This is a genomic window from Dietzia sp. oral taxon 368 (assembly GCF_002999155.1).
Taxonomy (GTDB): domain Bacteria; phylum Actinomycetota; class Actinomycetes; order Mycobacteriales; family Mycobacteriaceae; genus Dietzia; species Dietzia cinnamea.
Genome location: NZ_CP027238.1, coordinates 331,020 through 351,800 on the forward strand (window position 1 = coordinate 331,020; position 20,781 = coordinate 351,800).

17 protein-coding genes are annotated in these 20,781 nt (G+C 70.3%); 2 read left to right on the forward strand and 15 right to left on the reverse strand.

What is annotated here, in order from left to right; all coding sequences use genetic code 11:
• Nucleotides 1–41: 41 nt before the first annotated feature.
• Entirely contained in the window at nucleotides 42–347 is a 306-nt protein-coding gene (gene rpsJ / locus C3V38_RS01655) for a 30S ribosomal protein S10 (protein ID WP_003938093.1), read from the reverse strand.
• A 563-nt stretch (nucleotides 348–910) separates the two neighbouring features.
• Here rpsJ and C3V38_RS01660 point away from each other — a divergent pair.
• Nucleotides 911–1,183 carry a hypothetical protein gene (locus C3V38_RS01660; RefSeq protein ID WP_061228292.1) on the forward strand — a complete coding sequence of 91 codons (273 nt, stop codon included), beginning with the start codon at nucleotides 911–913 and terminating at the stop codon, nucleotides 1,181–1,183.
• A 110-nt stretch (nucleotides 1,184–1,293) separates the two neighbouring features.
• Here C3V38_RS01660 and tuf read toward each other — a convergent pair whose 3' ends face one another.
• From tuf to C3V38_RS01725, 13 genes are all read right to left on the reverse strand, one after another.
• Nucleotides 1,294–2,484, reverse strand: a complete 1,191-nt coding sequence (tuf, locus tag C3V38_RS01665; protein ID WP_061228291.1) for an elongation factor Tu — start codon at nucleotides 2,482–2,484, stop codon at nucleotides 1,294–1,296.
• Nucleotides 2,485–2,660: 176 nt separating this feature from the next.
• The gene (gene fusA / locus C3V38_RS01670; RefSeq protein WP_061228290.1) at nucleotides 2,661–4,772 is read right to left on the reverse strand and encodes an elongation factor G; all 2,112 of its coding nucleotides are present in this window, start codon (nucleotides 4,770–4,772) and stop codon (nucleotides 2,661–2,663) included.
• Between the two features lie 196 nt (nucleotides 4,773–4,968).
• Nucleotides 4,969–5,439 (reverse strand): 30S ribosomal protein S7, encoded by a 471-nt coding sequence (rpsG, locus tag C3V38_RS01675; protein WP_061228289.1) that lies wholly within the window; start codon nucleotides 5,437–5,439, stop codon nucleotides 4,969–4,971.
• On the reverse strand, nucleotides 5,439–5,810 hold the full coding sequence (rpsL, locus tag C3V38_RS01680; protein WP_007628148.1) for a 30S ribosomal protein S12: 372 nt from the start codon (nucleotides 5,808–5,810) through the stop codon (nucleotides 5,439–5,441). The genes rpsG and rpsL overlap by 1 nt, the downstream gene beginning before the upstream one ends.
• 200 nt (nucleotides 5,811–6,010) lie before the next feature.
• Complete coding sequence (locus C3V38_RS01685; protein WP_061228288.1) at nucleotides 6,011–6,661, reverse strand: TetR/AcrR family transcriptional regulator; 651 nt, start codon at nucleotides 6,659–6,661, stop codon at nucleotides 6,011–6,013.
• 11 nt (nucleotides 6,662–6,672) lie between these two features.
• Nucleotides 6,673–7,806, reverse strand: a complete 1,134-nt coding sequence (locus tag C3V38_RS01690) for an NDMA-dependent alcohol dehydrogenase (protein ID WP_061228287.1) — start codon at nucleotides 7,804–7,806, stop codon at nucleotides 6,673–6,675.
• A 79-nt stretch (nucleotides 7,807–7,885) separates the two neighbouring features.
• Nucleotides 7,886–8,668: an enoyl-CoA hydratase family protein gene (locus tag C3V38_RS01695; protein ID WP_061228286.1), complete on the reverse strand. Its 783-nt coding sequence runs from the start codon at nucleotides 8,666–8,668 to the stop codon at nucleotides 7,886–7,888.
• Between the two features lie 97 nt (nucleotides 8,669–8,765).
• Nucleotides 8,766–9,947, reverse strand: a complete 1,182-nt coding sequence (locus tag C3V38_RS01700; RefSeq protein ID WP_061228339.1) for an acyl-CoA dehydrogenase family protein — start codon at nucleotides 9,945–9,947, stop codon at nucleotides 8,766–8,768.
• Nucleotides 9,948–9,952: 5 nt separating this feature from the next.
• Nucleotides 9,953–12,022 carry a biotin carboxylase N-terminal domain-containing protein gene (locus tag C3V38_RS01705; RefSeq protein WP_061228285.1) on the reverse strand — a complete coding sequence of 690 codons (2,070 nt, stop codon included), beginning with the start codon at nucleotides 12,020–12,022 and terminating at the stop codon, nucleotides 9,953–9,955.
• Nucleotides 12,023–12,033: 11 nt separating this feature from the next.
• Nucleotides 12,034–13,632, reverse strand: coding sequence for an acyl-CoA carboxylase subunit beta (locus C3V38_RS01710; RefSeq protein ID WP_061228284.1), 1,599 nt, complete (start codon nucleotides 13,630–13,632; stop codon nucleotides 12,034–12,036).
• Nucleotides 13,629–14,831 carry an acyl-CoA dehydrogenase family protein gene (locus C3V38_RS01715; protein ID WP_174705749.1) on the reverse strand — a complete coding sequence of 401 codons (1,203 nt, stop codon included), beginning with the start codon at nucleotides 14,829–14,831 and terminating at the stop codon, nucleotides 13,629–13,631. The genes C3V38_RS01710 and C3V38_RS01715 overlap by 4 nt, the downstream gene beginning before the upstream one ends.
• Nucleotides 14,828–16,669 (reverse strand): acyclic terpene utilization AtuA family protein, encoded by a 1,842-nt coding sequence (locus C3V38_RS01720; RefSeq protein WP_061228283.1) that lies wholly within the window; start codon nucleotides 16,667–16,669, stop codon nucleotides 14,828–14,830. The genes C3V38_RS01715 and C3V38_RS01720 overlap by 4 nt, the downstream gene beginning before the upstream one ends.
• Entirely contained in the window at nucleotides 16,666–17,484 is an 819-nt protein-coding gene (locus tag C3V38_RS01725) for a TIGR03084 family metal-binding protein (protein WP_106384961.1), read from the reverse strand. Before C3V38_RS01725 ends, C3V38_RS01720 begins: the two co-directional genes overlap by 4 nt.
• Nucleotides 17,485–17,626: 142 nt before the next feature.
• Between C3V38_RS01725 and C3V38_RS01730 the strand changes: the two genes are divergently transcribed.
• A complete protein-coding gene (locus tag C3V38_RS01730; RefSeq protein ID WP_106384962.1) occupies nucleotides 17,627–19,234 on the forward strand; it encodes a class I adenylate-forming enzyme family protein in 1,608 nt (535 codons plus the stop codon).
• A 60-nt stretch (nucleotides 19,235–19,294) separates the two neighbouring features.
• On the opposite strand, the gene C3V38_RS01735 is transcribed toward C3V38_RS01730, so the two are convergent.
• Complete coding sequence (locus tag C3V38_RS01735) at nucleotides 19,295–20,767, reverse strand: acyclic terpene utilization AtuA family protein (protein WP_061228280.1); 1,473 nt, start codon at nucleotides 20,765–20,767, stop codon at nucleotides 19,295–19,297.
• Between the last annotated feature and the right edge of the window lie 14 nt (nucleotides 20,768–20,781).

Here is a 20,781-nt window from a genome sequence, read left to right on the forward strand (position 1 = left end):
CTCCGCTGCACGTTGCTTGCTGACCGCTACGCGGTCGGAGGTCACTGGATGTTGACGTCGACGCTGGCAGGCAGGTCGATGCGCATGAGCGCGTCCACGGTCTTCGGCGTGGGGTCGAGAATGTCGATCAACCGCTTGTGGGTACGCATCTCGAAGTGCTCACGCGAATCCTTGTACTTGTGCGGCGAGCGGATGACGCAGTAGACGTTCTTCTCGGTGGGCAGCGGCACGGGGCCGACGACACGAGCACCCGTACGGGTCACCGTCTCGACGATCTTGCGCGCCGATGCGTCGATGGCCTCGTGATCATAGGCCTTGAGCCGGATGCGGATCTTTTGTCCCGCCACTTCGTCCTCTTCTCCTCCCGCCCGTGAAGGCGGCTGTCGTGAGCGCCCTCGCCGCGCGGGGACACTACTGTGTTCGCTTGTCATACGTGACACCGTCAGACCGTCGATAACCCGGTCCCGTGCATCGGTGCCCGTCGTGGAGGGCTCCCCCGTGCACACACGTGACACGACTACGAGACCCCCAGAGGACGGGATGCCGCACACTCGCGCGAGGCGAGGATGACGGCGGACCGATCCGCTGCCGCTGTTGACGTGTCACGACGCGTCCACGCAGTCGGGCGTGTCGCCCTCCCGCTTTCCCGGCGGGTGATCGCTCACCCGCCACTGTCGTGCTCGCCCGGCCAACCCGACCCAGCGCACCGATCCCTGAGGACCCATACGCAGACGCCGCCTTGTCCGGGCAACTCGACCAGTATGCAGTACATCGTGGCCGAGGGCAAAATCGGCGGGCCCGACGCCTTACTCCCGCACCGCCTCGGCCCGGACATCGCCGCGTCGGGCATGCTGATGTGGGTACCGTCGGGGAGATCAACGACCGCGTCCGCCCACTAGGAGATCTGCCCGTGAACAGTCGACGTGAACCCCGTGACCCGGTCGCCTATCGAAGGGACAGGCGGCAGGCCGTCCTCCGCCATCATCCCGACAAGGGCGGCGATCCCGACGCGCTCCTGCGCGCTCTCGAAGAGGTCGACAGGCGACACGGCGTGGTGGGCGCCGGTCGCGGCGATCACGGCGCCAGCGCCGAACAGGTCGCCGCGGTCGCCGTCACGGCGTTCGCGGGGGTCGCCGCGGTCGGCCTGTCCGTCGCCATGAGCATCCTGGGCCGCCGACGATGATCGACTCGGGACCACCGCCGCCAGCGAATGCGTGAAGGGCGCCCCACCTCTTGGTGGGACGCCCTTCACGAGTAGCGCGAGTTGCTCACCCGCGCCGTGGGATCACTCGATCACTTGATGATCTTCGTGACCTGGCCGGCGCCGACGGTGCGGCCACCCTCACGGATGGCGAACCGCAGGCCCTCGTCCATCGCGACCGGCTGGATGAGCTCGACGCTCATCTCGGTGTTGTCGCCCGGCATGACCATCTCGGTGCCCTCGGGGAGGGTCACGACGCCGGTCACGTCCGTGGTACGGAAGTAGAACTGCGGGCGGTAGTTGTTGAAGAACGGCGTGTGACGGCCACCCTCGTCCTTGGACAGGATGTACGCCTGACCCTCGAACGTGGTGTGCGGGGTGTAGGCGCCCGGCTTGATGACGACCTGGCCGCGCTCGACGTCCTCGCGCTTGAGGCCACGCACCAGCAGACCGACGTTGTCGCCGGCCTCGCCGTAGTCGAGCAGCTTACGGAACATCTCGATGCCCGTGATGGTGGTCTTGGTGGCCTTGTCGCGGATGCCGATGAGCTCGACGTCCTCGTTGACGTTGATCCGGCCACGCTCGATACGACCGGTGACGACGGTGCCACGGCCGGTGATCGTGAAGACGTCCTCGACGGGCATGAGGAACGGCTTGTCCGTCTCACGCTCGGGATCGGGGATCGAGTCGTCGCAGGCCTGCATGAGGTCACGAACGGCCTGGACCCACTTCTCGTCACCCTCGAGCGCCTTCAGCGCCGAGATGTGCACGACGGGGGCGTCCTCGTCGAACTCCTGCGAGGCCAGCAGCTCGCGGACCTCCATCTCGACGAGCTCGAGGATCTCCTCGTCGTCGACCATGTCGCACTTGTTGAGGGCGACGAGGATGTAGGGCACGCCGACCTGACGGGCGAGCAGCACGTGCTCACGGGTCTGGGGCATCGGGCCGTCGGTGGCCGCCACGACCAGGATCGCGCCGTCCATCTGGGCGGCACCGGTGATCATGTTCTTGATGTAGTCGGCGTGACCGGGGGCGTCGACGTGCGCGTAGTGACGCTTCTCGGTCTGGTACTCGACGTGGGAGATGTTGATCGTGATGCCACGAGCCTTCTCCTCCGGCGCCTTGTCGATCTCGTCGAACGCGAAGGCGTCGTTGAGCTCGGGGTAGGTGTCCGCCAGAACCTTGGTGATGGCCGCGGTGGTGGTGGTCTTACCGTGGTCGACGTGACCGATGGTGCCGATGTTAACGTGCGGCTTCGTCCGCTCGAACTTCGCCTTCGCCACTTGTTGTCCTCCTGGACTGGTCTGTCCCCACCCGTCGAGGTGGGCACTGCATTGTGTGGGGTCTGATCTTACTCATCGTGCCGTGAGGCACGAACCGGCGGCCACCCGGAGGTTCGACCGTGCGCCGCCGGCATCGGCCCCGGCGCGCCTTCACAGACGCACCGGAGCCGTACCGGTCACTCGCCGGTCGCCTTGGCGATGATCTCCTTGGCCACGCTCGCCGGGACCTCGGCGTAGTGGGAGAAGACCATCGAGTAGTTGGCCCGGCCCTGCGTCTTCGACCGGAGGTCACCGACGTAGCCGAACATCTCGGAAAGCGGCACGTTGGCCTTCACGACGCGGGCGCCGGAGCGCTCCTCCATCGCGTTGACCTGGCCGCGGCGGGAGTTGAGGTCGCCGATGACGTCACCCATGTAGTCCTCCGGCGTCACGACCTCGACGGCCATGAGCGGCTCCAGGATCACGGGCTGGCACTTACGGGCGGCCTCCTTGAAGGCCATCGAACCCGCGACCTTGAACGCCATCTCGGACGAGTCCACCTCGTGGTACGCGCCGTCGACCAGGGTGGCCTTGATGTTGACCATCGGGTACCCGGCGAGGATGCCGTACTGCATCGCGTCCTGGATACCGGCGTCCACGGAGGGGATGTACTCCTTGGGGACGCGGCCACCGGTGACCTTGTCGCTGAACTGGTAGGTCTCGCCCTCTTCGACGGCCTCCTGATCGAGCGGCGCGAGCGCGATCTGCACCTTCGCGAACTGACCGGAACCACCGGTCTGCTTCTTGTGGGTGTAGTCGTACTTGTCGATCGAGCCCTTGATGGTCTCACGGTACGCGACCTGCGGCTTGCCGACGTTGGCCTCGACCTTGAACTCGCGCTTCATACGGTCCACGAGGACGTCCAGGTGCAGCTCGCCCATGCCGCCGATGACCGTCTGACCGGTCTCCTCGTCCAGGCGCACGGAGAAGGTGGGGTCTTCCTCGGCGAGCTTCTGGATGGCGGTCGACAGCTTCTCCTGGTCGGCCTTGGTCTTGGGCTCGATGGAGACGTCGATAACCGGGTCCGGGAACGTCATCGACTCGAGGACGACCTGGTCGTTCAGGTCGCACAGCGTGTCACCGGTGGTGGTGTCCTTGAGTCCGATGAAGGCGTAGATGTTGCCGGCCACGGCCTCGTCGACCGGGTTCTCCTTGTTGGCGTGCATCTGGAAGAGCTTGCCGACACGCTCCTTCTTGCCCTTGGTCGAGTTGGCGACCTGGGCACCCGGCTCGACCCGACCCGAGTAGACGCGCACGAACGTGAGCTTACCGAAGAAGGGGTGCACGGCGATCTTGAACGCCAGCGCGGAGAACGGCTCGTCCTTGGACGGCTTCCGGAGGATCTCGGTCTCCTCGTCGCCGACCTTGTGGCCGTGGACCTCGCCGATGTCGAGCGGGGTCGGGAGGAAGTCGATGACCGCGTTGAGCATCGGCTGGATGCCCTTGTTCTTGTACGCGGAACCGCACAGGACCGGGTACACCTCGGAGTTGACGGTCATCTTGCGGATGGCCGCCTTGATCTCGTCGAGGGTGAGCTCTTCGCCGCCGAAGTACTTCTCCATGAGCTCTTCGCTGCTCTCGGCGACGGTCTCGAGGAGCTTCTCGCGGTACTCCTCGGCCTTCTCCTGGAGCTCGGCCGGGATGTCCTGGATCTGCGCCTCGGCGCCGATCTCGGTCTTACCCGGCCAGACGTGGGCCTTCATGGTGAGCAGGTCGACGATGCCGTCGAACTGGTCCTCGGCACCGATCGGCAGCTGCAGGACCAGCGGCTTGGCGCCGAGACGGTCGATGATGGTCTGGACCGTGTAGTAGAAGTCCGCACCCAGCTTGTCCATCTTGTTGACGAAGCAGATGCGGGGGACGTCGTACTTCTCGGCCTGGCGCCAGACCTGCTCGGACTGGGGCTCGACGCCCTCCTTGCCGTCGAAGACGGCGACGGCGCCGTCGAGCACGCGGAGCGAGCGCTCGACCTCGACTGTGAAGTCGACGTGACCCGGGGTATCGATGATGTTGATCTGGTTGTCGTTCCAGAAGCAGGTCACCGCGGCCGAGGTGATCGTGATGCCGCGCTCCTTCTCCTGCTCCATCCAGTCGGTGGTCGACGCGCCGTCGTGGGTCTCGCCGGCCTTGCGGTTGACACCCGTGTAGAACAGGATGCGCTCGGTCGTGGTGGTCTTACCGGCGTCGATGTGCGCCATGATGCCGATGTTTCGGACCTTGTTGAGGTCGGTCAGCACGTCCTGTGCCACGGATTCTCCCGATTGTGAGTCGTCGGTGGCCCGTGCGGTCGGTGTCGACCGTCCGAACCGGGTCGGTGTTACTGCCGGTACCCGCACTCGGTGCGGCCGGTACGGGCCTTGTTCAATGATGCCACCCGGCGGGTGACCGCGGGACCCTGGCCGGGGGGGTCGTTCCCGACACCGCCCCGGCCACGGCCCCACCGGATCACCAGCGGTAGTGCGCGAACGCCCGGTTGGCCTCGGCCATCTTGTGCGTGTCCTCGCGACGCTTGACCGCGGCACCCAGGCCGTTGGCGGCGTCCAGGATCTCGTTGGCGAGACGCTCGACCATCGTGTTCTCGCGACGCTGCCGGGAGAAGGTCACCAGCCAGCGCATCGCCAGGGTCGTCGAACGCCCGGGGCGGACCTCGACGGGCACCTGGTAGGTGGCGCCGCCGACACGACGGGAGCGGACCTCGAGGGCCGGGCGGACGTTGTCCAGGGCCTTCTTGAGGGTGATGACCGGGTCGGTTCCGGTCTTCTCGCGGCAGATCTCCAGCGCCGAGTAGACGATGCGCTCGGCGGTGGTCTTCTTACCGTCGAGGAGGATCTTGTTCACGAGCTGGGTGACCAGCGGCGACCCGTAGACCGGGTCGTTGATGAGCTGGCGCTTCGGGGCGGGACCCTTACGAGGCATTACTTCTCCTTCTTGGCGCCGTAGCGGGAGCGGGCCTGCTTGCGGTCCTTCACACCCTGGGTGTCGAGCGAGCCGCGGATGATCTTGTAACGGACACCCGGGAGGTCCTTCACACGACCGCCGCGCACGAGCACCATCGAGTGCTCCTGCAGGTTGTGGCCCTCGCCGGGGATGTAGGCGGAGACCTCGACGCCGCTGGTCAGGCGCACACGGGCGACCTTACGGAGCGCGGAGTTCGGCTTCTTGGGGGTCGTGGTGTACACGCGGGTGCACACGCCGCGACGCTGAGGCGAACCCTTGAGGGCAGCCGTCGACGTCGCCGACTTCTTGTCCTGGCGGCCCTTGCGGACCAGCTGGTTGATGGTTGGCATGAACCGACTTTCTCTAGCTGGCGGCCTCCGTCGAGGGCGACCACCGGTCTCTGGGACATGGCTCGTATCCGGACTCTCGCGCACCTGTCGCCGCGCACGGGCGACCTCGTCAGCCGCTCTCGCTGGCCTACAGGGCACGATCCTCCAGCTCGCATACTGCGAGCACGATGGTCAAGCCTAACCGCCCGGAGGAGTGACGGTCAAAATGAGGCGTTCGCGACATCCCCGGACGGCGACTCGGGGGTCTCCTCGAGGACGCCGTCGAGGGTTTGCGCCCAGAACCGCACGATCTTCTCACGCCGCTCGGAGTCGTCCGAGAGGACGTCGGCGAGGCCGAGCCCGCGGGCGAGGTCGAGGGTGGTCTGGAGCCCGCGTCGCACGCGGACGTCGGCGGCGTCCCGACCGAGTGCCGCCGCGGCGATGGCCAGCACCTCGCGTGACATGTGGTTCTCGAGGGGCAGGACCCGGTCACGGAGCGCCGGATCGCTCGCCGCGGCGGTCCACACGTGCAGGGCGGCTTTGAACAGGTTCGAGGTGTAGTGCTGAACGATGAACCCCACCACGGCGACGGTCCGCTCGGGCCCGGGCTCGGGCAGATCGAGCCCGCCCCGTCGGACGTCGGAAATGCGCTGCTCGATCATGTGACCGAGCGCGGCCGTGATGAGGTCCTCGCGGGTCGGGAAGTGGTGCTGGGCGGCGCCCCGTGAGACGCCGGCGGCGGCGGCCACCGCTCCGACGGTGGTCGCCGCCCACCCCTGGGTGGCGAGGAGGTCGATGGAGGCACCGAGCAGTCGCTCCCGCGTGATGCGGCTGCGGTCCTGCTTGGGCACGCGCTGCTCTGGTGCCGTCATGCGTCCTCCTATTACCAGTCCTGCTCGTCGTAGATGATCACACCGCGAAGATTCTTGCCGTCGCGCATGTCCTGGTAACCCTGGTTGATCTCCTCGAGCCGGTACGTCTTGGTGATGAGTTCGTCGAGTTTGAGGTTGCCCGCCCGGTACTGGTGCAGCAGGTGCGGGATCTGCTTGCGCGGGCCGGTGCCGCCGAAGATGGCCCCCTGCAGGGTCTTCTGCTGCATCGCCAGGTCAAGTATTGAGATCTGGGCGTCGACCGCGTTCATGTCGCCGAGCCCCACCACCACGCACCGTCGCCCCTTGCCGGTGAGCAGCAGCCCCGGGAGCAGATCCTTGCCCTCGACAACGCCCATGGTGAGGATGACGAGGTCGGCCATCCGGCCCCAGCTGATCTCCCCCACCAGCCCCATCGCCTCGTCCATCGAGGCACAGGTGTGGGTCGCGCCGAATTCCACGGCCTTCTCACGCTTGAACTCGACGGGGTCGACCGCGACGATGGCGCGCGCTCCGGCGGCCGCCGCGCCCTGCACGGAGTTGACGCCGATGCCGCCCACGCCGACGACGACGACGATGTCGCCCTCCTTGGCGCCGCCGATCTCCGTGGCCGATCCCCAGCCCGTGCACACGCCGCACCCGAGCAGGGCAGCCTTGTCCAGGGGGATGTCCTTCTCGATTTTGATGACCGACGACTGGTGCACGGTGACGTGGGGCGCGAACGTGCCGAGGACACACATCGTGGCGACATCGGTTCCGTCGGCCGTGTGGACCCGGTACCCGCCGTCGCTGATGGCCCGCCCGCTGAGCAGGCCGGCGCCGTTGTCACAGAGGTTCTGCAGGCCTTCGGAACAGGGCGGACAGGTACCGCAGGCGGGGATGAAGGCCAGGACCACGTGATCGCCCTCCTCGAGTCCGATCACCCCCTCCCCCACCTTGGTGATCACACCGGCACCTTCGTGACCGCCCATGATCGGATACGACTCGAACTGCAGGTCCCCCGTGAGCAGGTGCTCGTCGGAGTGGCAGAGACCTGACGCTGCCAGCCTGATCTGGACCTCCCCGGCTTGGGGATCGTCGATGTCGACGTCGACGATCTCCCAGCCGTCCTGCTTCGGCTCCCGGATGATGGCGGCCTTGGTGCGCATTCGCGCCTCCTCAGAAGAGAAAGGGTGAGTGAGAAAGAGTGACGTGGCACTAGTCACGTGACCAGTGTCACAGTTCAACCTACTCCGACTCCGCCTCCCAGGAGGGCCGTCTGCGTTCCAGGAACGCCGTCATCCCCTCGGCGACCTCGGGGGTGCCGAACAGGCGGGCCGTGACGCCCGCCAGGTCCTCGCCCCGTGCATCCAGCTCGGCGAGCAACGGTGCGCTGAGCAGGGCCTTGTTCTCCTCGAGGCCTTGTGGGGAGCAGGGCCCGAACGCCGCGACGAGCTCGGCGACGGCGGCGTCGAGATCGTCGACCGCCTCGGAGAGCAGACCGATGGAACGCGCGTGGGCGGCATCGAACTTCTCCCCCGTCAGCAGTGCCCGGGTGAGGTCACGCGAGTTCACGCGCGCGGCCAGCGGTACCGAGATCATGGCCGCGGCGAGGCCGAGGCGGACCTCGGTCAGTGCGAACGTCGAAGCCGGGCCGGCCAGCGCGAAGTCGCATGCCGCCACCAGCCCCATCCCGCCCGCACGGACATGACCGTCGACGGCCGCGATCACGGGTTTGGGATGGGACACGATCGCCCGCAGCAGGCCCAGGAAGATCCGGGTCCGCTCGGCCGCCTGCTCCTGCGGACTGCTCTCCGGAGCGGCGGCCGAGGCCTCCGAGAGGTCCGCCCCGGCGCAGAACGTGCCGCCCGCGTGCCCGAGCACGACCACCCGCGCGGCGTCCTCGCCGGCCGCGCGTTCGAGCGCGGCGTGGAGTTGCTCGACGAGAGCCGTGGAGATGGCGTTCCGGTTGTGTTGCGAGTCGAGGGTGAGGCGGGCGGCACCGCCGGAGACCTCGTAGCGCACCAGCATCCGGTCGCCCCCGGCCCGATCACTCCGGGCCTGATCACTTCGGGCCTGATCACTCCGGGCCTGATGACTCATCGCCTGGTCACTCATGTCACGCCCCTCAGTAGCTCTTCGGCAGCCCGAGCGAATGCTGGGCGACGTAGTTGAGGATCATCTCCCGGCTGACGGGCGCGATCCGGGGCAGCCGGGACGCGGCGAGCATCCCCGCCAGGCCGTACTCGACCGACAGTCCGTTGCCGCCGAGGGTCTGGATGGCCTGGTCGACCGAGTGGGCCGAGACCTCGCCGGAGGCGTACTTGGCCATGTTCGCGGCCTCCCCGGCGAGGTCGTCGCGGCCGGCGTCGACCAGGGCGGCTGCCTTGCGCATCATCAGCCGCGCGAGTTCGAGCTCGATCTTGCACTGCGCGAGCGGGTGGGCGACGCCCTGGTGCGCGCCGATGGGGGTCTTCCACACCGCCCGCTCGTTGGCGTACTTCGTGGCCCGGTCCAGGGCGAAGCGAGCGGTGCCGCACGCCATGCCGGAGGCCATGATGCGCTCGGGGTTGAGGCCCGCGAACAGCATGAGCAGGGCGGTGTCGCCGTCGCCGATGAGCGCCTCGGCGGGTACGCGGACGTCGTCGAAGTACAGCTGGAACTGCCGCTCCGGCGTACGCACCTCCGTGGGGATGTGGGTCTTCTCCAGCCCGGGCGCGTCCGTGGGGACCATGAACAGCGCCGGCTCGAGTCGGCCCGAGGCGGAGCCCTCGAGCCGGGCCACGACGAGGATGGCATCGGCCTGGTCGACGCCGGAGATGTAGGTCTTCTGACCGCTGATGAGGAAGTCCGCGCCGTCGCGGCGGGCGGTGGTGGTGATGGCGTGTGAGTTGGAGCCGGCGTCGGGTTCGGTGATCGCGAACGACGTGATGGTCTCGCCCGACGCGATGCCGGGCAGCCAGCGCTTTTTCTGCTCCTCCGTGCCGAAGCGAGAGATGATGGTGCCGTTGATGGCGGGCGAGACGACCATCATGAGCAGCCCGGCGCCGGCGGCGGAGAGCTCCTCCTCGACGATCGCGAGCTCGGTCATGCCGGCACCGCCTCCGCCGTACTCCTCGGGCAGGTTCACGCCGAGCAGGCCGAGCCTGCCGGCCTCGGTCCACAACTCGTCGGTGGTCTCCCCCGCGTCGGACTTCGATCGCATGTATTCGAGCCCGTAGCGCGAGCCCAGGTCATAGGCCACCTTGCGGAGCTGGGCCTGCTCGTCGGTGTCGATCACGGGATTGGGGATCTGGGAGATGTCGGTCATCGTGGTCACTCCTGGGCTGTGGTGGGATCGGTGGTGTCGGTGTCGTCGGTGTCGGTGCCGTGGGTGTCGGTGCCGGGTTCGGTGACGACGGCGAGGACCGTTCCCGACTCGACCTGGGTGCCGACCTCCACGGGAAGCTCGGTGACGATGCCGTCGACGGCGGCCGCGATGGTGTGTTCCATCTTCATGGCCTCCATCCACAACAGGGGCTGGCCCGCGGTGACGGTGTCCCCGACGGAGACGGCCACCCGGATGACCGCACCCGGCATGGGCGCGAGCAGCGACCCCGCGGCGACCTCGGCGGCCGGGTCGGTATAGCGCGGAGGTTCGACAAGCGAGACGGGCCCGAGCGGCGAGTCGACCTCGACGACGGTGTCCGCGCCCGGGGTCTCGTAGCGCGCCACGGTGAACACCCGCCGTACCCCCCGGACCGAGAGCACGGCGGAGTCGGCGGACACATCCTCGATGCCGACGACGTCGGCGAGCTCGCCGACCGGGCGGGGGCCCGAGCGGTCGCGGAGGTAGCTCACCTCGAGCTCGTCCTCGCCGACCCGGAAGGTGCGCTTCTGAAGGGCGCGACCGACGTTGCGGAAGCCTGGCTGCGCCAGAGCGACCGGGCCGGCGGCGTGCTCGGCGGTGCCGGAGACGACGGCAGCGGCCAGGGCGGAGATCCGCACCGCCTCGGCGTCGGCGAGCGGCGCGGCCAGCGCCCCGGCGCCGTGGTCGTCGAGGAACGCGGTGGACAGGTTGCCGGCGACGAACTCGGGGTGACGCAGTACGCGGACGAGCTGCGCGCGGTTGGTGGTCAGGCCGTGCACCTTCGCGCGGGCGAGCGCTCCGGCGAGGGAGGCACGGGCCTCGGCGCGGGTGCGACCGTAGGAGATCACCTTGGCCAGCATGGGGTCGTAGTGCACGCCGATGAGGGCGCCGCCGGGGCCCGGCTCGACGCCGCTGTCCAGGCGGATGCCCGGGCGGTGCGGCCCGGAGAACCATGACGAGACGCCGGGGACGTCCAGCGCCCACAGGGTCCCCGTCCCGGGCGTGTAGTCGTTCGCGGGGTCCTCGGCGTACAGGCGGGCCTCGAGAGACCAGCCGTGGGCGGCCGGGGGCTCGGCCGACGGCAGCGGCAGGCCCGCGGCCACGTCGAACTGAAGGGCGACGAGGTCCAGACCGGTGGTGGCCTCGGTGACCGGGTGCTCCACCTGGAGGCGGGTGTTCATCTCGAGGAAGAAGAACTCGCCGTCGTCGGTGGCCAGGAACTCCACCGTGCCGGCGCCGGTGTACCCGATCGCGGCGGCGGCGTGCCGCGCCGCCTCGTAGAGCTTCTCCCGCATGCCGGGGGTGCGCTCGACGAGCGGGCTGGGGGCCTCCTCGATGACCTTCTGGTGGCGGCGCTGGATGGAACACTCGCGCTCCCCGACCGCCCAGACGGTGCCGTGGGCGTCTGCCATGACCTGGACCTCGATGTGTCGGCCGCGTTCGAGGTAGCGCTCGCAGAACACCGCGTCGTCGCCGAAGGCCGACCCGGCCTCGCGCTGCGCGGCGGCGATCTCGTCCTGCAGCGAGTCGAGGGTGCGGACGACGCGCATGCCACGACCACCGCCACCGGCGGAAGCCTTGATCAGGACGGGGAGCATGTCGGAGGTGACGTCGGCGGGTTCGAGGTCGGTGAGCATCGGCACGCCCGCGGCGGCCATCATCTTCTTGGCCTCGATCTTGGAGCCCATGGCCTCGATCGCGGCGACCGGCGGCCCGACCCAGGTCAGCCCTGCCGCGATCACATCGCGGGCGAACCCGGCGTTCTCGGACAGGAAGCCGTATCCGGGGTGGATCGCATCGGCGCCGGCCGCCTGCGCCGCGGCGATGACCAGGTCACCGCGCAGGTAGGTCTCGGCCGGGGTGTTTCCCGGCAGCCGGACCGCCGCGTCGGCCTCGCGGGTGTGGGGCGCGTCCGCGTCGGCGTCGGAGAAGACGGCGACGGTGCTCATCCCGAGCGCGCGGGCGGTGTGGTGGACGCGCCGGGCGATCTCGCCGCGGTTGGCCACCAGGACGGACGTGATGGGTGTGGTGCTCATGGTCTCGTTCCTCACATCCGGAAGACGCCGAAGCGGTCGGTTCCGGCGACCTCTCCGGAGTGGATCGCGGACAGGCTGAGGCCCAGCACCGTCCGGGTGTCTCGGGGGTCGATGACGCCGTCGTCGTAGAGCATCCCGGACAGGAACGCCGGCAACGACTCGGACTCGATCTGGTCGGCGATCGCCGCCTTGAGCCCCTCGATGGTCTCGGGGTCCATCTCCTCTCCACGGGCGGCCGACGCGGCGGCCGCCACCGAGGTGACGACGTCGGCGAGCTGCTGGCCGCCCATCACCGCGGACTTGGCGCTGGGCCAGGAGTAGAGGAACCGCGGGTCGAAGGCGCGGCCGCACATCCCGTAGTGGCCGGCGCCGTAGGACGCGGCCGTGATGAGAGACAGGTGCGGGACCTCGGAGTTGGAGACCGCGTTGATCATCATGGCGCCGTGCTTGATGATGCCGCCGCGCTCGTACTCCGAGCCGACCATGTAGCCCGTGGTGTTGTGCATGAACAGCAGCGGGGTGTCGTAGCGGTTGGCCAGTTCGATGAACTGCGTGGCCTTCTGGGCCTCCTCGCTGAAGAGCACGCCGCGGGCGTTGGCGATGATGCCGATCGGGTAGCCGTGGATCTCGGCCCACCCGGTGCACACGCTCGCGCCGTAGAGGGGCTTGAACTCGTCGAAGTCCGAGCCGTCCACGATGCGGGCGATGATCTCGCGCGGGTCGAAGGGGATCTTGAGGTCGTCGGGCACGATGCCCAGGAGCTCGTCGGCGTCGTAGAGCGGCTCGACCACGTCGGCGCGCGGTGCGCGCCCGGCCTTGGTCCAGTTGAGGCGGCGGACGATGCCGCGGGTGATGCGCGCGGCGTCGGACTCGTCGACGGCGAGGTGGTCGGCGAGCCCGGAGACCCGAGCGTGCATGTCGGCGCCACCGAGAGTCTCCTCGTCGGCGATCTCCCCGGTCGCGGCCTTGACCAGCGGAGGGCCGGCCAGGAAGACCTTGGACCGTTCCTCGATCATGACGACGTGGTCGCTCATGCCGGGCACGTAGGCGCCGCCGGCGGTGGAGTTGCCGTACACGACGGCGATGGAGGGGATGCCGGCCTTGGACAGCCGGGTGAGGTCACGGAACAGGCCGCCGCCCGGGACGAAGACCTCCTTCTGCGTGGGCAGGTCGGCGCCGCCGGACTCGACGAGGCTGATGACCGGGAGCCGGTTCTTCATGGCGACGTCGTTGAGTCGGAGGATCTTGCGTAGGGTCCAGGGGTTGGAGGTGCCGCCCTTGACCGTGGGGTCGTTGGCGATGAGCAGGCATTCGACGCCGGAGACCACCCCGATGCCGGCGACCACGGAGGCGCCGGTCTGGAAGTCCGAGCCCCACGCGGCGAGCGCGCACAGTTCGAGGAAGGGCGACTCGCGGTCGAGGATCATGTCGATCCGCTCGCGGGCGGTGAACTTGCCGCGCTCGCGGTGGCGGGCGACCTTGCGCTCGCCGCCACCGGCCAGTGCCGGCTCGAGGTCGGTGGCGAGCTGGTCCAGCTTGCCCTCCATCGCCTCTCTCGCTGCGCCGAACTCGGCGCTAGTGGTGTCCAGTGTGGACCGCAGGATGGTCATGCCGTGTACCCCAAACGTCGTCCGGCGAGGGTGGTGAGGATCTCGGTGGTGCCGCCGCCGATGCCGAGGAGTCGGACGTCGCGGTACTGGCGGCTCACCTCGGACTCGGCCATGAAGCCGAACCCTCCGAAGAGCTGCACCGCCTGGCCCGCGACCCATTCGGCGCACTCGACGGCGGTGTTCTTGGCGAAGCAGACCTCGGCGATGGCGTCGTGCCCGGCGACGGCGAGGTCGGCGCACCGGTGCGTGTAGGTGCGGGCCACGTCGACACGACGGGCCATCTCGGTGACCGTGTTCTGCACGGCCTGGCGCGACAGCAGCGGGCGGCCGAAAGTCTCGCGTTCGCGGACCCACGCCAGGGTGAGGTCGAGGCAGCGCTGGGCGTGCGAGTAGCCCTGGGCGGCCAGCGCGATCCGCTCGCCCACGAAGCCGATGGCGATCTGGGCGAACCCGTCGTTCTCGGCGCCGACGAGGTTCTCGACCGGCACCCGGCAGTCGGTGAAGGTCAGCTCCGCGGTGTCGGAGGCGCGCCAGCCCAGCTTCTCCAGCGGGGCCGATCGGTGGAATCCCGGAGTGTCGGTGGGGATGACCAGGAGGCTGACGCCGGACGCACCGGGCAGGTCGTCGCCCCCGGTGCGGACCGCGGTGACGACGAAGTCGGCGCGGGTACCGGAGGTGATGTACGTCTTGGCCCCGTTGACCACGAAGTGGTCGCCGTCCCGGCGAGCGGTGGTGGTCAGGTGCCCGACGTCCGACCCGCCGCCGGGTTCGGTGATGGCCAGGGAGCCGATCATCTCGCCGGCCAGGGTGGGGCGGACCCACCGGTCGATCTGATCGGGGCGTCCGGACTGGGCGAGGTGCGGGGTGGCGATGCCGCACGTGAACAGTGAGGCGAAGACCCCGCCGGACACGCCGGCCTCGTGGAGGGCCTCGCACACGATGACCGAGTCGCGCATGTCTCCCCCGCCGCCGCCGACCGCCTCCGGGAACGACACGCCGAGCAGGCCGATCTCCCCGGCCGCGCGGTGCAGGGCGCGGGGGATCGCGCCGGCGGCCTCCCACTCATCCTGGTGCGGCTGGATCTCACGCTCGGCGAAGCGGGTCGTGGTCTCGCGCAGGGCGAGACGTTCGTCGGTGTACCAGGGGTCCCCGGGGACGTGCGGTGGGATGGTGGGGGCTGTACTGCGTGGGATGGTCACGCGTTCTCCTCGGCGGCCGCGCGGGCGGCATCGGCGGTGGTGGGCACGGGGGCGGTGAGGGAGTCGGGGATGTCGACGTGTCGGGAGCGCAGCCACTCGGCCAGCCCCTTGGCCTGCGGGTCCCAGCGGTAGCCGTGGGCGACGCCCTTGCCGAGAAGACCGTCGATGACGAAGTTCACCGCGTGCAGGCGCGGCAGCTCGTAGCGCTCGATCGGCAAGTCGGCGGCCTCGGGCAGCAGGCGGCGGACTTCGTCGACGGTGAGCGTGGCCAGCATCCAGCGGTAGGCCTCCTCGTCACCGGCCCACAGCCCGATGTTCGCCGTACCGCCCTTGTCCCCCGAGCGGGCGCCGAGAACGTCGCCGAGAGGGCGACGGCGGACCGGGCCGGAGGGCGGGACGTAGGCGTCGAGCGGGGCCCCGTCGGCGCCGAGCCCGTCAGAGGTGTGGCCGTCGCCCATCTCCTGCGTCCGCTGCGGCGGTTCGATGTCGACGCGGGTGCCGTCGGGGAGCACGGCCACGTGCGGCACCTCGGTCTGCGGGAGGTAGGCGGGGATGTAGACGCCGTACGGTCCGCCGCGGCCGGGCGGTCCGCTCGGGGTGGCCCCGGGGTAGCTGGACAGCGTCATCGCGACGGCGGCGTCGGAGAACGCCCGGCCCACAACGTCGGGGTCCGCATCCCAGGCGACGATGGTCAGCATGGCCGTCGCGGCGGCCTGGGTGTCGGCGTCGGGGTGGTCGGTCCGGTGCAGACGGAAGTCGAGCTGGGCGGGTTCCCGCTCGAGGCCCGCGCGGAACTGCCGCTCGACCAGGGCGGCCTTGTCGGAGATGTCGAGGCCGGTGAGCAGGAACGTGACCTCGTTGCGGAATCCGCCGAGGCACGTGACCGACACCTTGGTGGTGGGCGGGGCGGGCTCGCCGAGGACTCCGGAGATGCGGACGCGGTCGGTGCCCTCCTGCTCCACCACGGCGGTGTCCAGGCGGGTGACGACGTCGGGGCCGCCGTACCGCGCGCCGGTGACCTCGTACAGCAACTGGGAGGTGACGGTGCCGACGGTCACGGCGCCGCCCGTGTCGGCGTGCTTGGTGATGATCGAGGTGCCGTCGGCGGAGATCTCGGCGATCGGGAACCCCGGTCGGGTGAGGTCGGCGATCTCGCCGCGGTCGAAGAACGCGTAGTTGCCGCCGGTGGCCTGGGTGCCGCACTCGATGACGTGACCGGCGGCCGTGGCGCCGGCGAGCGCGTCGAGGTCGTCGCGGCCCCAGCCGAAGTGGCTGATGGCCGGCCCGACGATGACAGAGGCGTCGGTGACGCGACCGGTGACGACGATGTCCGCGCCCGCGTCCAGGCAGCGCGCGATGCCGAACGCACCGAGGTAGGCGTTGGCGGTGACGGGGACGCCGGCGTCGGCCGGGATGTCGAGGTCAGAGACTCTGGACATGAGGTCGTCGCCCTCGACGTGCGCGACGACCGGCGACAGTCCGAGGCGCGTACCCAGCTCGCGGATCGCGTCGGCCAGTCCGGCCGGGTTGAGGCCGCCCGCGTTGGCGACGATCTTCACGTTCTTCTCGAGCGCGAGCCCGAGGCAGTCCTCGAGCTGGCGGAGGAACGTCTTGGCGTAGCCGAGCTCGGCGCTCTTCAGCCGGTCCCGGCCCAGGATGAGCATGGTCAGCTCGGCCAGGTAGTCGCCGGTGAGGACGTCGAGCTCGCCGCCCTCGAGCATCTCGCGCATCGCGGAGATGCGGTCGCCGTAGAACCCGGACATGTTGCCGACGCGGAGCGGGGGCACCGTCGACTCAGGGCCGACGCGGCGCGGCGCCGGTGGGGTGGACCCGGTCATGCCCGCGCTCCCTTCTCGCGGCCGCCGCCGGGGAGGCCGGCGAAGGCCTGGGCGATGCGCAGCCACTCCTCGGCCTCGGCGCCGACCGCCTCGAGGGCGGTGTCCTCGCGGTGGACGCGCTGGGTGACCAGCAGGCAGAAGTCGAGGATCGGCCCGGTGACGCGCTGCTCGGCGTCGGCGGGGCCGAACTCGACGACGGTGCCGTCGGCCTGCGCGAGCGCGACGTACACCTCTGAGGCGGGGGCCTCGAGGCCGTTCATCATGTAGGCGAAGGCGCGGGTCTTCCATCCCAGCCGGGCGACGTGCGGGAGGGCTCCCACGAACGCCGGGTCGGAGTCGACCGGGACGCCGAGCGCGTCGGCCACATCGACCCCGTGGGCCCAGGTCTCCATGATCCGCGCGGTGGTCATCGACTTGGGACGCATAGGCGGCCCGAACCACGGGATCTTCTCGCCCGGGTCCGCCGCCTTGAGGGCGTCGGCGAGCTCGCCACGGGCCAGGCGCCAGCGCGCGAGGACCTCGTCGCGGCCGGTGGCCGCGACCTCGGCGGCGCCGGCGTCGACGAAGCCGGTCGGGTCGGCCTCGGCCTTCTCGACGACCGACCGGAAGGCGTCCGCGTCGCGAATGGCGGTGACCGAGACCTCGTCGGTCCAGGCCAGGTGAGCGATCTGCAGGCCGATGTCCCAGCCCGCGGCCGGGGTGTCGATGTTCCAGCCGTCGACGCCGGCGGCCTCGACGAGCTCGTCCAGTCGGGCGCTGAGCGCGGCGAGGGCCGTGTGCGGATCCTCTGTGACGGAGGTCTCGGGGTTCGTCATGTGATCACGATGACACCCCGCCACAAAAAAAGCAAGCGTGATTGTTTGCTTTCTCGCCGGGCCTCTGCGAGCCTATGCCTACGGTGATACGCGTCACAGACACGCGTTCCCCTCACCCCTCCCCCGAGCCCCTGGAGACACTGTGCGACTCGACCCCACCGGCATCGACCCGACCGATCACGCCCTCGCCCGCCGCTGCTCCGTGGGGGACATCCCCACCCGTGCGGCCGCTACGTTCTCTCACCGCACCGCCCTCACCGACGACACCGGTTCGTGGACGTATCTCGAGCTCGAGTCCGCCGCCAACCGGTTCGCCCACGGGCTGGTCGAGCACGGCATCCGCGAGTCCGAACCGGTCGCGATCCTCTCCCCGAACTGCCGGGAGTTCGTCGCCACCTACTTCGGGACCGCCAAGGCCGGGATGGTCGCGCTGCCCGTCAACCTGCTGTCCGGGCTCGAGAACATCGCGCACGCCCTGACCGACTCGGGGACGCGCATCGTCGTCGTCCACGGCTCACTCGTGGAGCTCGTCCTCGGAGCGACCGCCGCCATTCCCGGCGTCGAGACCCTCGTCGTCGTCGGCGGGGTCCCGGACGGACTCGGGGCCACGACCGACGGACCCACGCTGATCGGCTGGGACGACCTGCTGGCGGACGACGACTCCAACCCGGACACCGTGATCGGCGACCGCCAGGTCGTCCAGTGCCTCTACTCGTCCGGGACCACCTCCCGCCCCAAGGGCGTCCTCACCTCCCACCTCTCGGTGACCGTCGCCGCCCTCGGCAACGGCGCGCTGTTCGGCCTGAACTGGGGCGCGGAACCGTCGGTCACCGTGTGCCCGCTCCCCCTCTTCCACACCGCCGGCCTCAACGGCGTCCTGCTGTCCGCGGTGACCATGGGCGCGACGGTCCACCTGCTGCCGGGGTTCGACCCCATCGGGTACGCCGACACCGTCGCCCGCGTCCGCGCCACGCACCTCGTGGGCCTGCCCCTCATGCTCGAGGCGCTCGCCGACGGCACCGACCGGGGACTCGACCTGTCCTCGGTCCGGTTCCTCCTCTACGCCATGGCCCCGATGTCGGAGGAGATGCGCCGACGCCTCGAGACCGCGCTCCCCGACGCGCGGATGGTCCTGGCCTCGGGGATGAGCGAGTGCACGCCGGCCACCGTCATGCAGTGGCCCGAACTGGGCCCGGACAAGTCCGACTCGTGGGGCTACCCCACCCCGATCGCCGAGAACCGGATCGCCGAACCCGGCACCGACGAGTTGCTGCCGCCCGGGACCGACGGCGAGATCGTCTACCGCGGCCCGACCGTCATGGAGGGGTACTGGAACAACCCGCAGGCCAACGCGGAGGCGTTCGTGGGTGGGCGCCTGCACTCGGGCGATCTGGGGCGCATCGACGACGAGGGCGTGGTGTGGTTCTCCGACCGCGTCAAGGACATCGTCAAGTCCGGCGGCGAGAACGTCTCGTCACTGCACGTCGAGCGCGTCCTCATGGACCACCCGCACGTCGCGGAGGTGGCCTGCGTCGGGCGCCCCGACCCGACGTGGGGCGAGCTGGTCGTGGCGGTGGTCGTGCCCTCCGAGGGCGCCCCGGCCGAAGACGAGCTCAAGGCCTCGGTGAGCGAGTTCGGCGCCGAGCGGCTCCCCTCGTCACACCGACCGCGCGATGTCGTGGTGGTGGACTCGATCCCCCGCACCGCGACCGGCAAGATCCGCAAGGTCGAGCTGCGCGCGCTCGCCTGACGACCCGATCGGCCTCTCCGGGCGCCCGGCTGGCGCGGGCGGCGCGGGCGGCGCTGGTTCCTAGGGGCCGACCTCGAGCAGCTCGCCGGGGATCTCCAGTCGAGCCGCGGCGAGGTCGGCACCCAGCCCGGGCCGCAGCACCTCTCCGCGCGGCGGGCGCGCCACCAGGTTGACCGCGCGGAGGTTGGGCAGCAGGTACAGCCTGGTGTCCATGCCCTCCAGCTCGGGGACGAGCTCGCGGAAGCGCTCCGCGGTGAGCTCGCCCGCGAGCCAGGCGAAGGCCGAGTCGTCCCACGTCCACACCGCGATGTTGACCCCGCGCCCGACGACGCCGCGGCGGACGCCGGCCACCGACCCCAGGGTCGCGGCGACGGGTTCCCCGCCCGGGACGGCGCCCGCCGACCACGGGACCGGCAGCTCCCCCGGGCCGATCGGCGCGGTCTCGCGCGGCACGGGAACACGGACGCGCGCACCGTCTGGCAGGACGACGGTGTGCCCGGACTCGTCCTGCGGCAGCGGGCGGGCGACCCGGGTGGGGCGCCGGCCGTCCGGGCCGCCCTGGCCGCCCCGGCTCATGCCGACCACCGCGACGACCGGCGGAGCCTGCTCGCCGCGGGCGCCGCTGATGCGGACGCGGTCGGTGCCCTCCTGCGCCAGGCGGAGGGAGTCGAGCCGCAGGACGACGTCGGGCGCCGCGTACCGGGCGCCGGCGACGCCGTCGAGGAGTTGGTCGGTGACGGTGCCGACCGTGACCGAGCCGAACGCCGACGGGTGTCGCGTGATCACCGAGCAGCCGTCGTCGGCGATCTCGGCGATCGGGTACCCGCCGGTGACGGGGTCGGTGGTACGGGTGACGTCGGTGGTGGAGTCGACGACCCCCGTCGCGCCGGGGCCGCCGGAGAGCACGTGTCCCACCGCGACTGAGCCGGCGAGGGCGTCGAGGGCGGACGGGGTCCAGCCGTGGTGCGCCGCCGCGGCGCCGGCGACGAGGGCCTCGCGACTGACGCGCCCGGTGACGACGACGACGGCGCCGGCCGTGAGCGCGCGTGCGATCCCGAACGCACCGTGTCGGACGGTGGCCACGTCGACGTCACCGAGCCCGAGTGCGGGCGCCCGGTCCGTCACCTCGCCCGGGTCGAGGTGGGCCACGGCGAGCTCCACGCCCTTGTCCGCGGCCAGGGCCCGCAGCTCGCGCGCGAGGCCGGCCGGGTCGAGCGCACCCGCGTTGGTGACGATCCGGACCCCGCCGGCACGGTTCCCTCCGGCGCCGTTCTCGCCGGCGCCGTCCCCGCCGGCACCGCCCGCGCCGAGACGGTCCAGGCACTCGCCGATCTGTACGAGGGCGGCGCGCTCGTACCCCGGACCGCCCGCCGCCCGCTGCTCGGCCAGATCGAGCATCGCCTCGTCCGAGAGCATGTCCAGCGCGAGGACGTCCAGGGACGCCGCCGCGAGGAACTCGGCGGTCGCGCTGGAACGATCGGTCCGCGACGCGGAGACGTTGCCGATGCGTAGGGGCCTCGGGCTGGTCGTCATCGATCCTCCGGGTG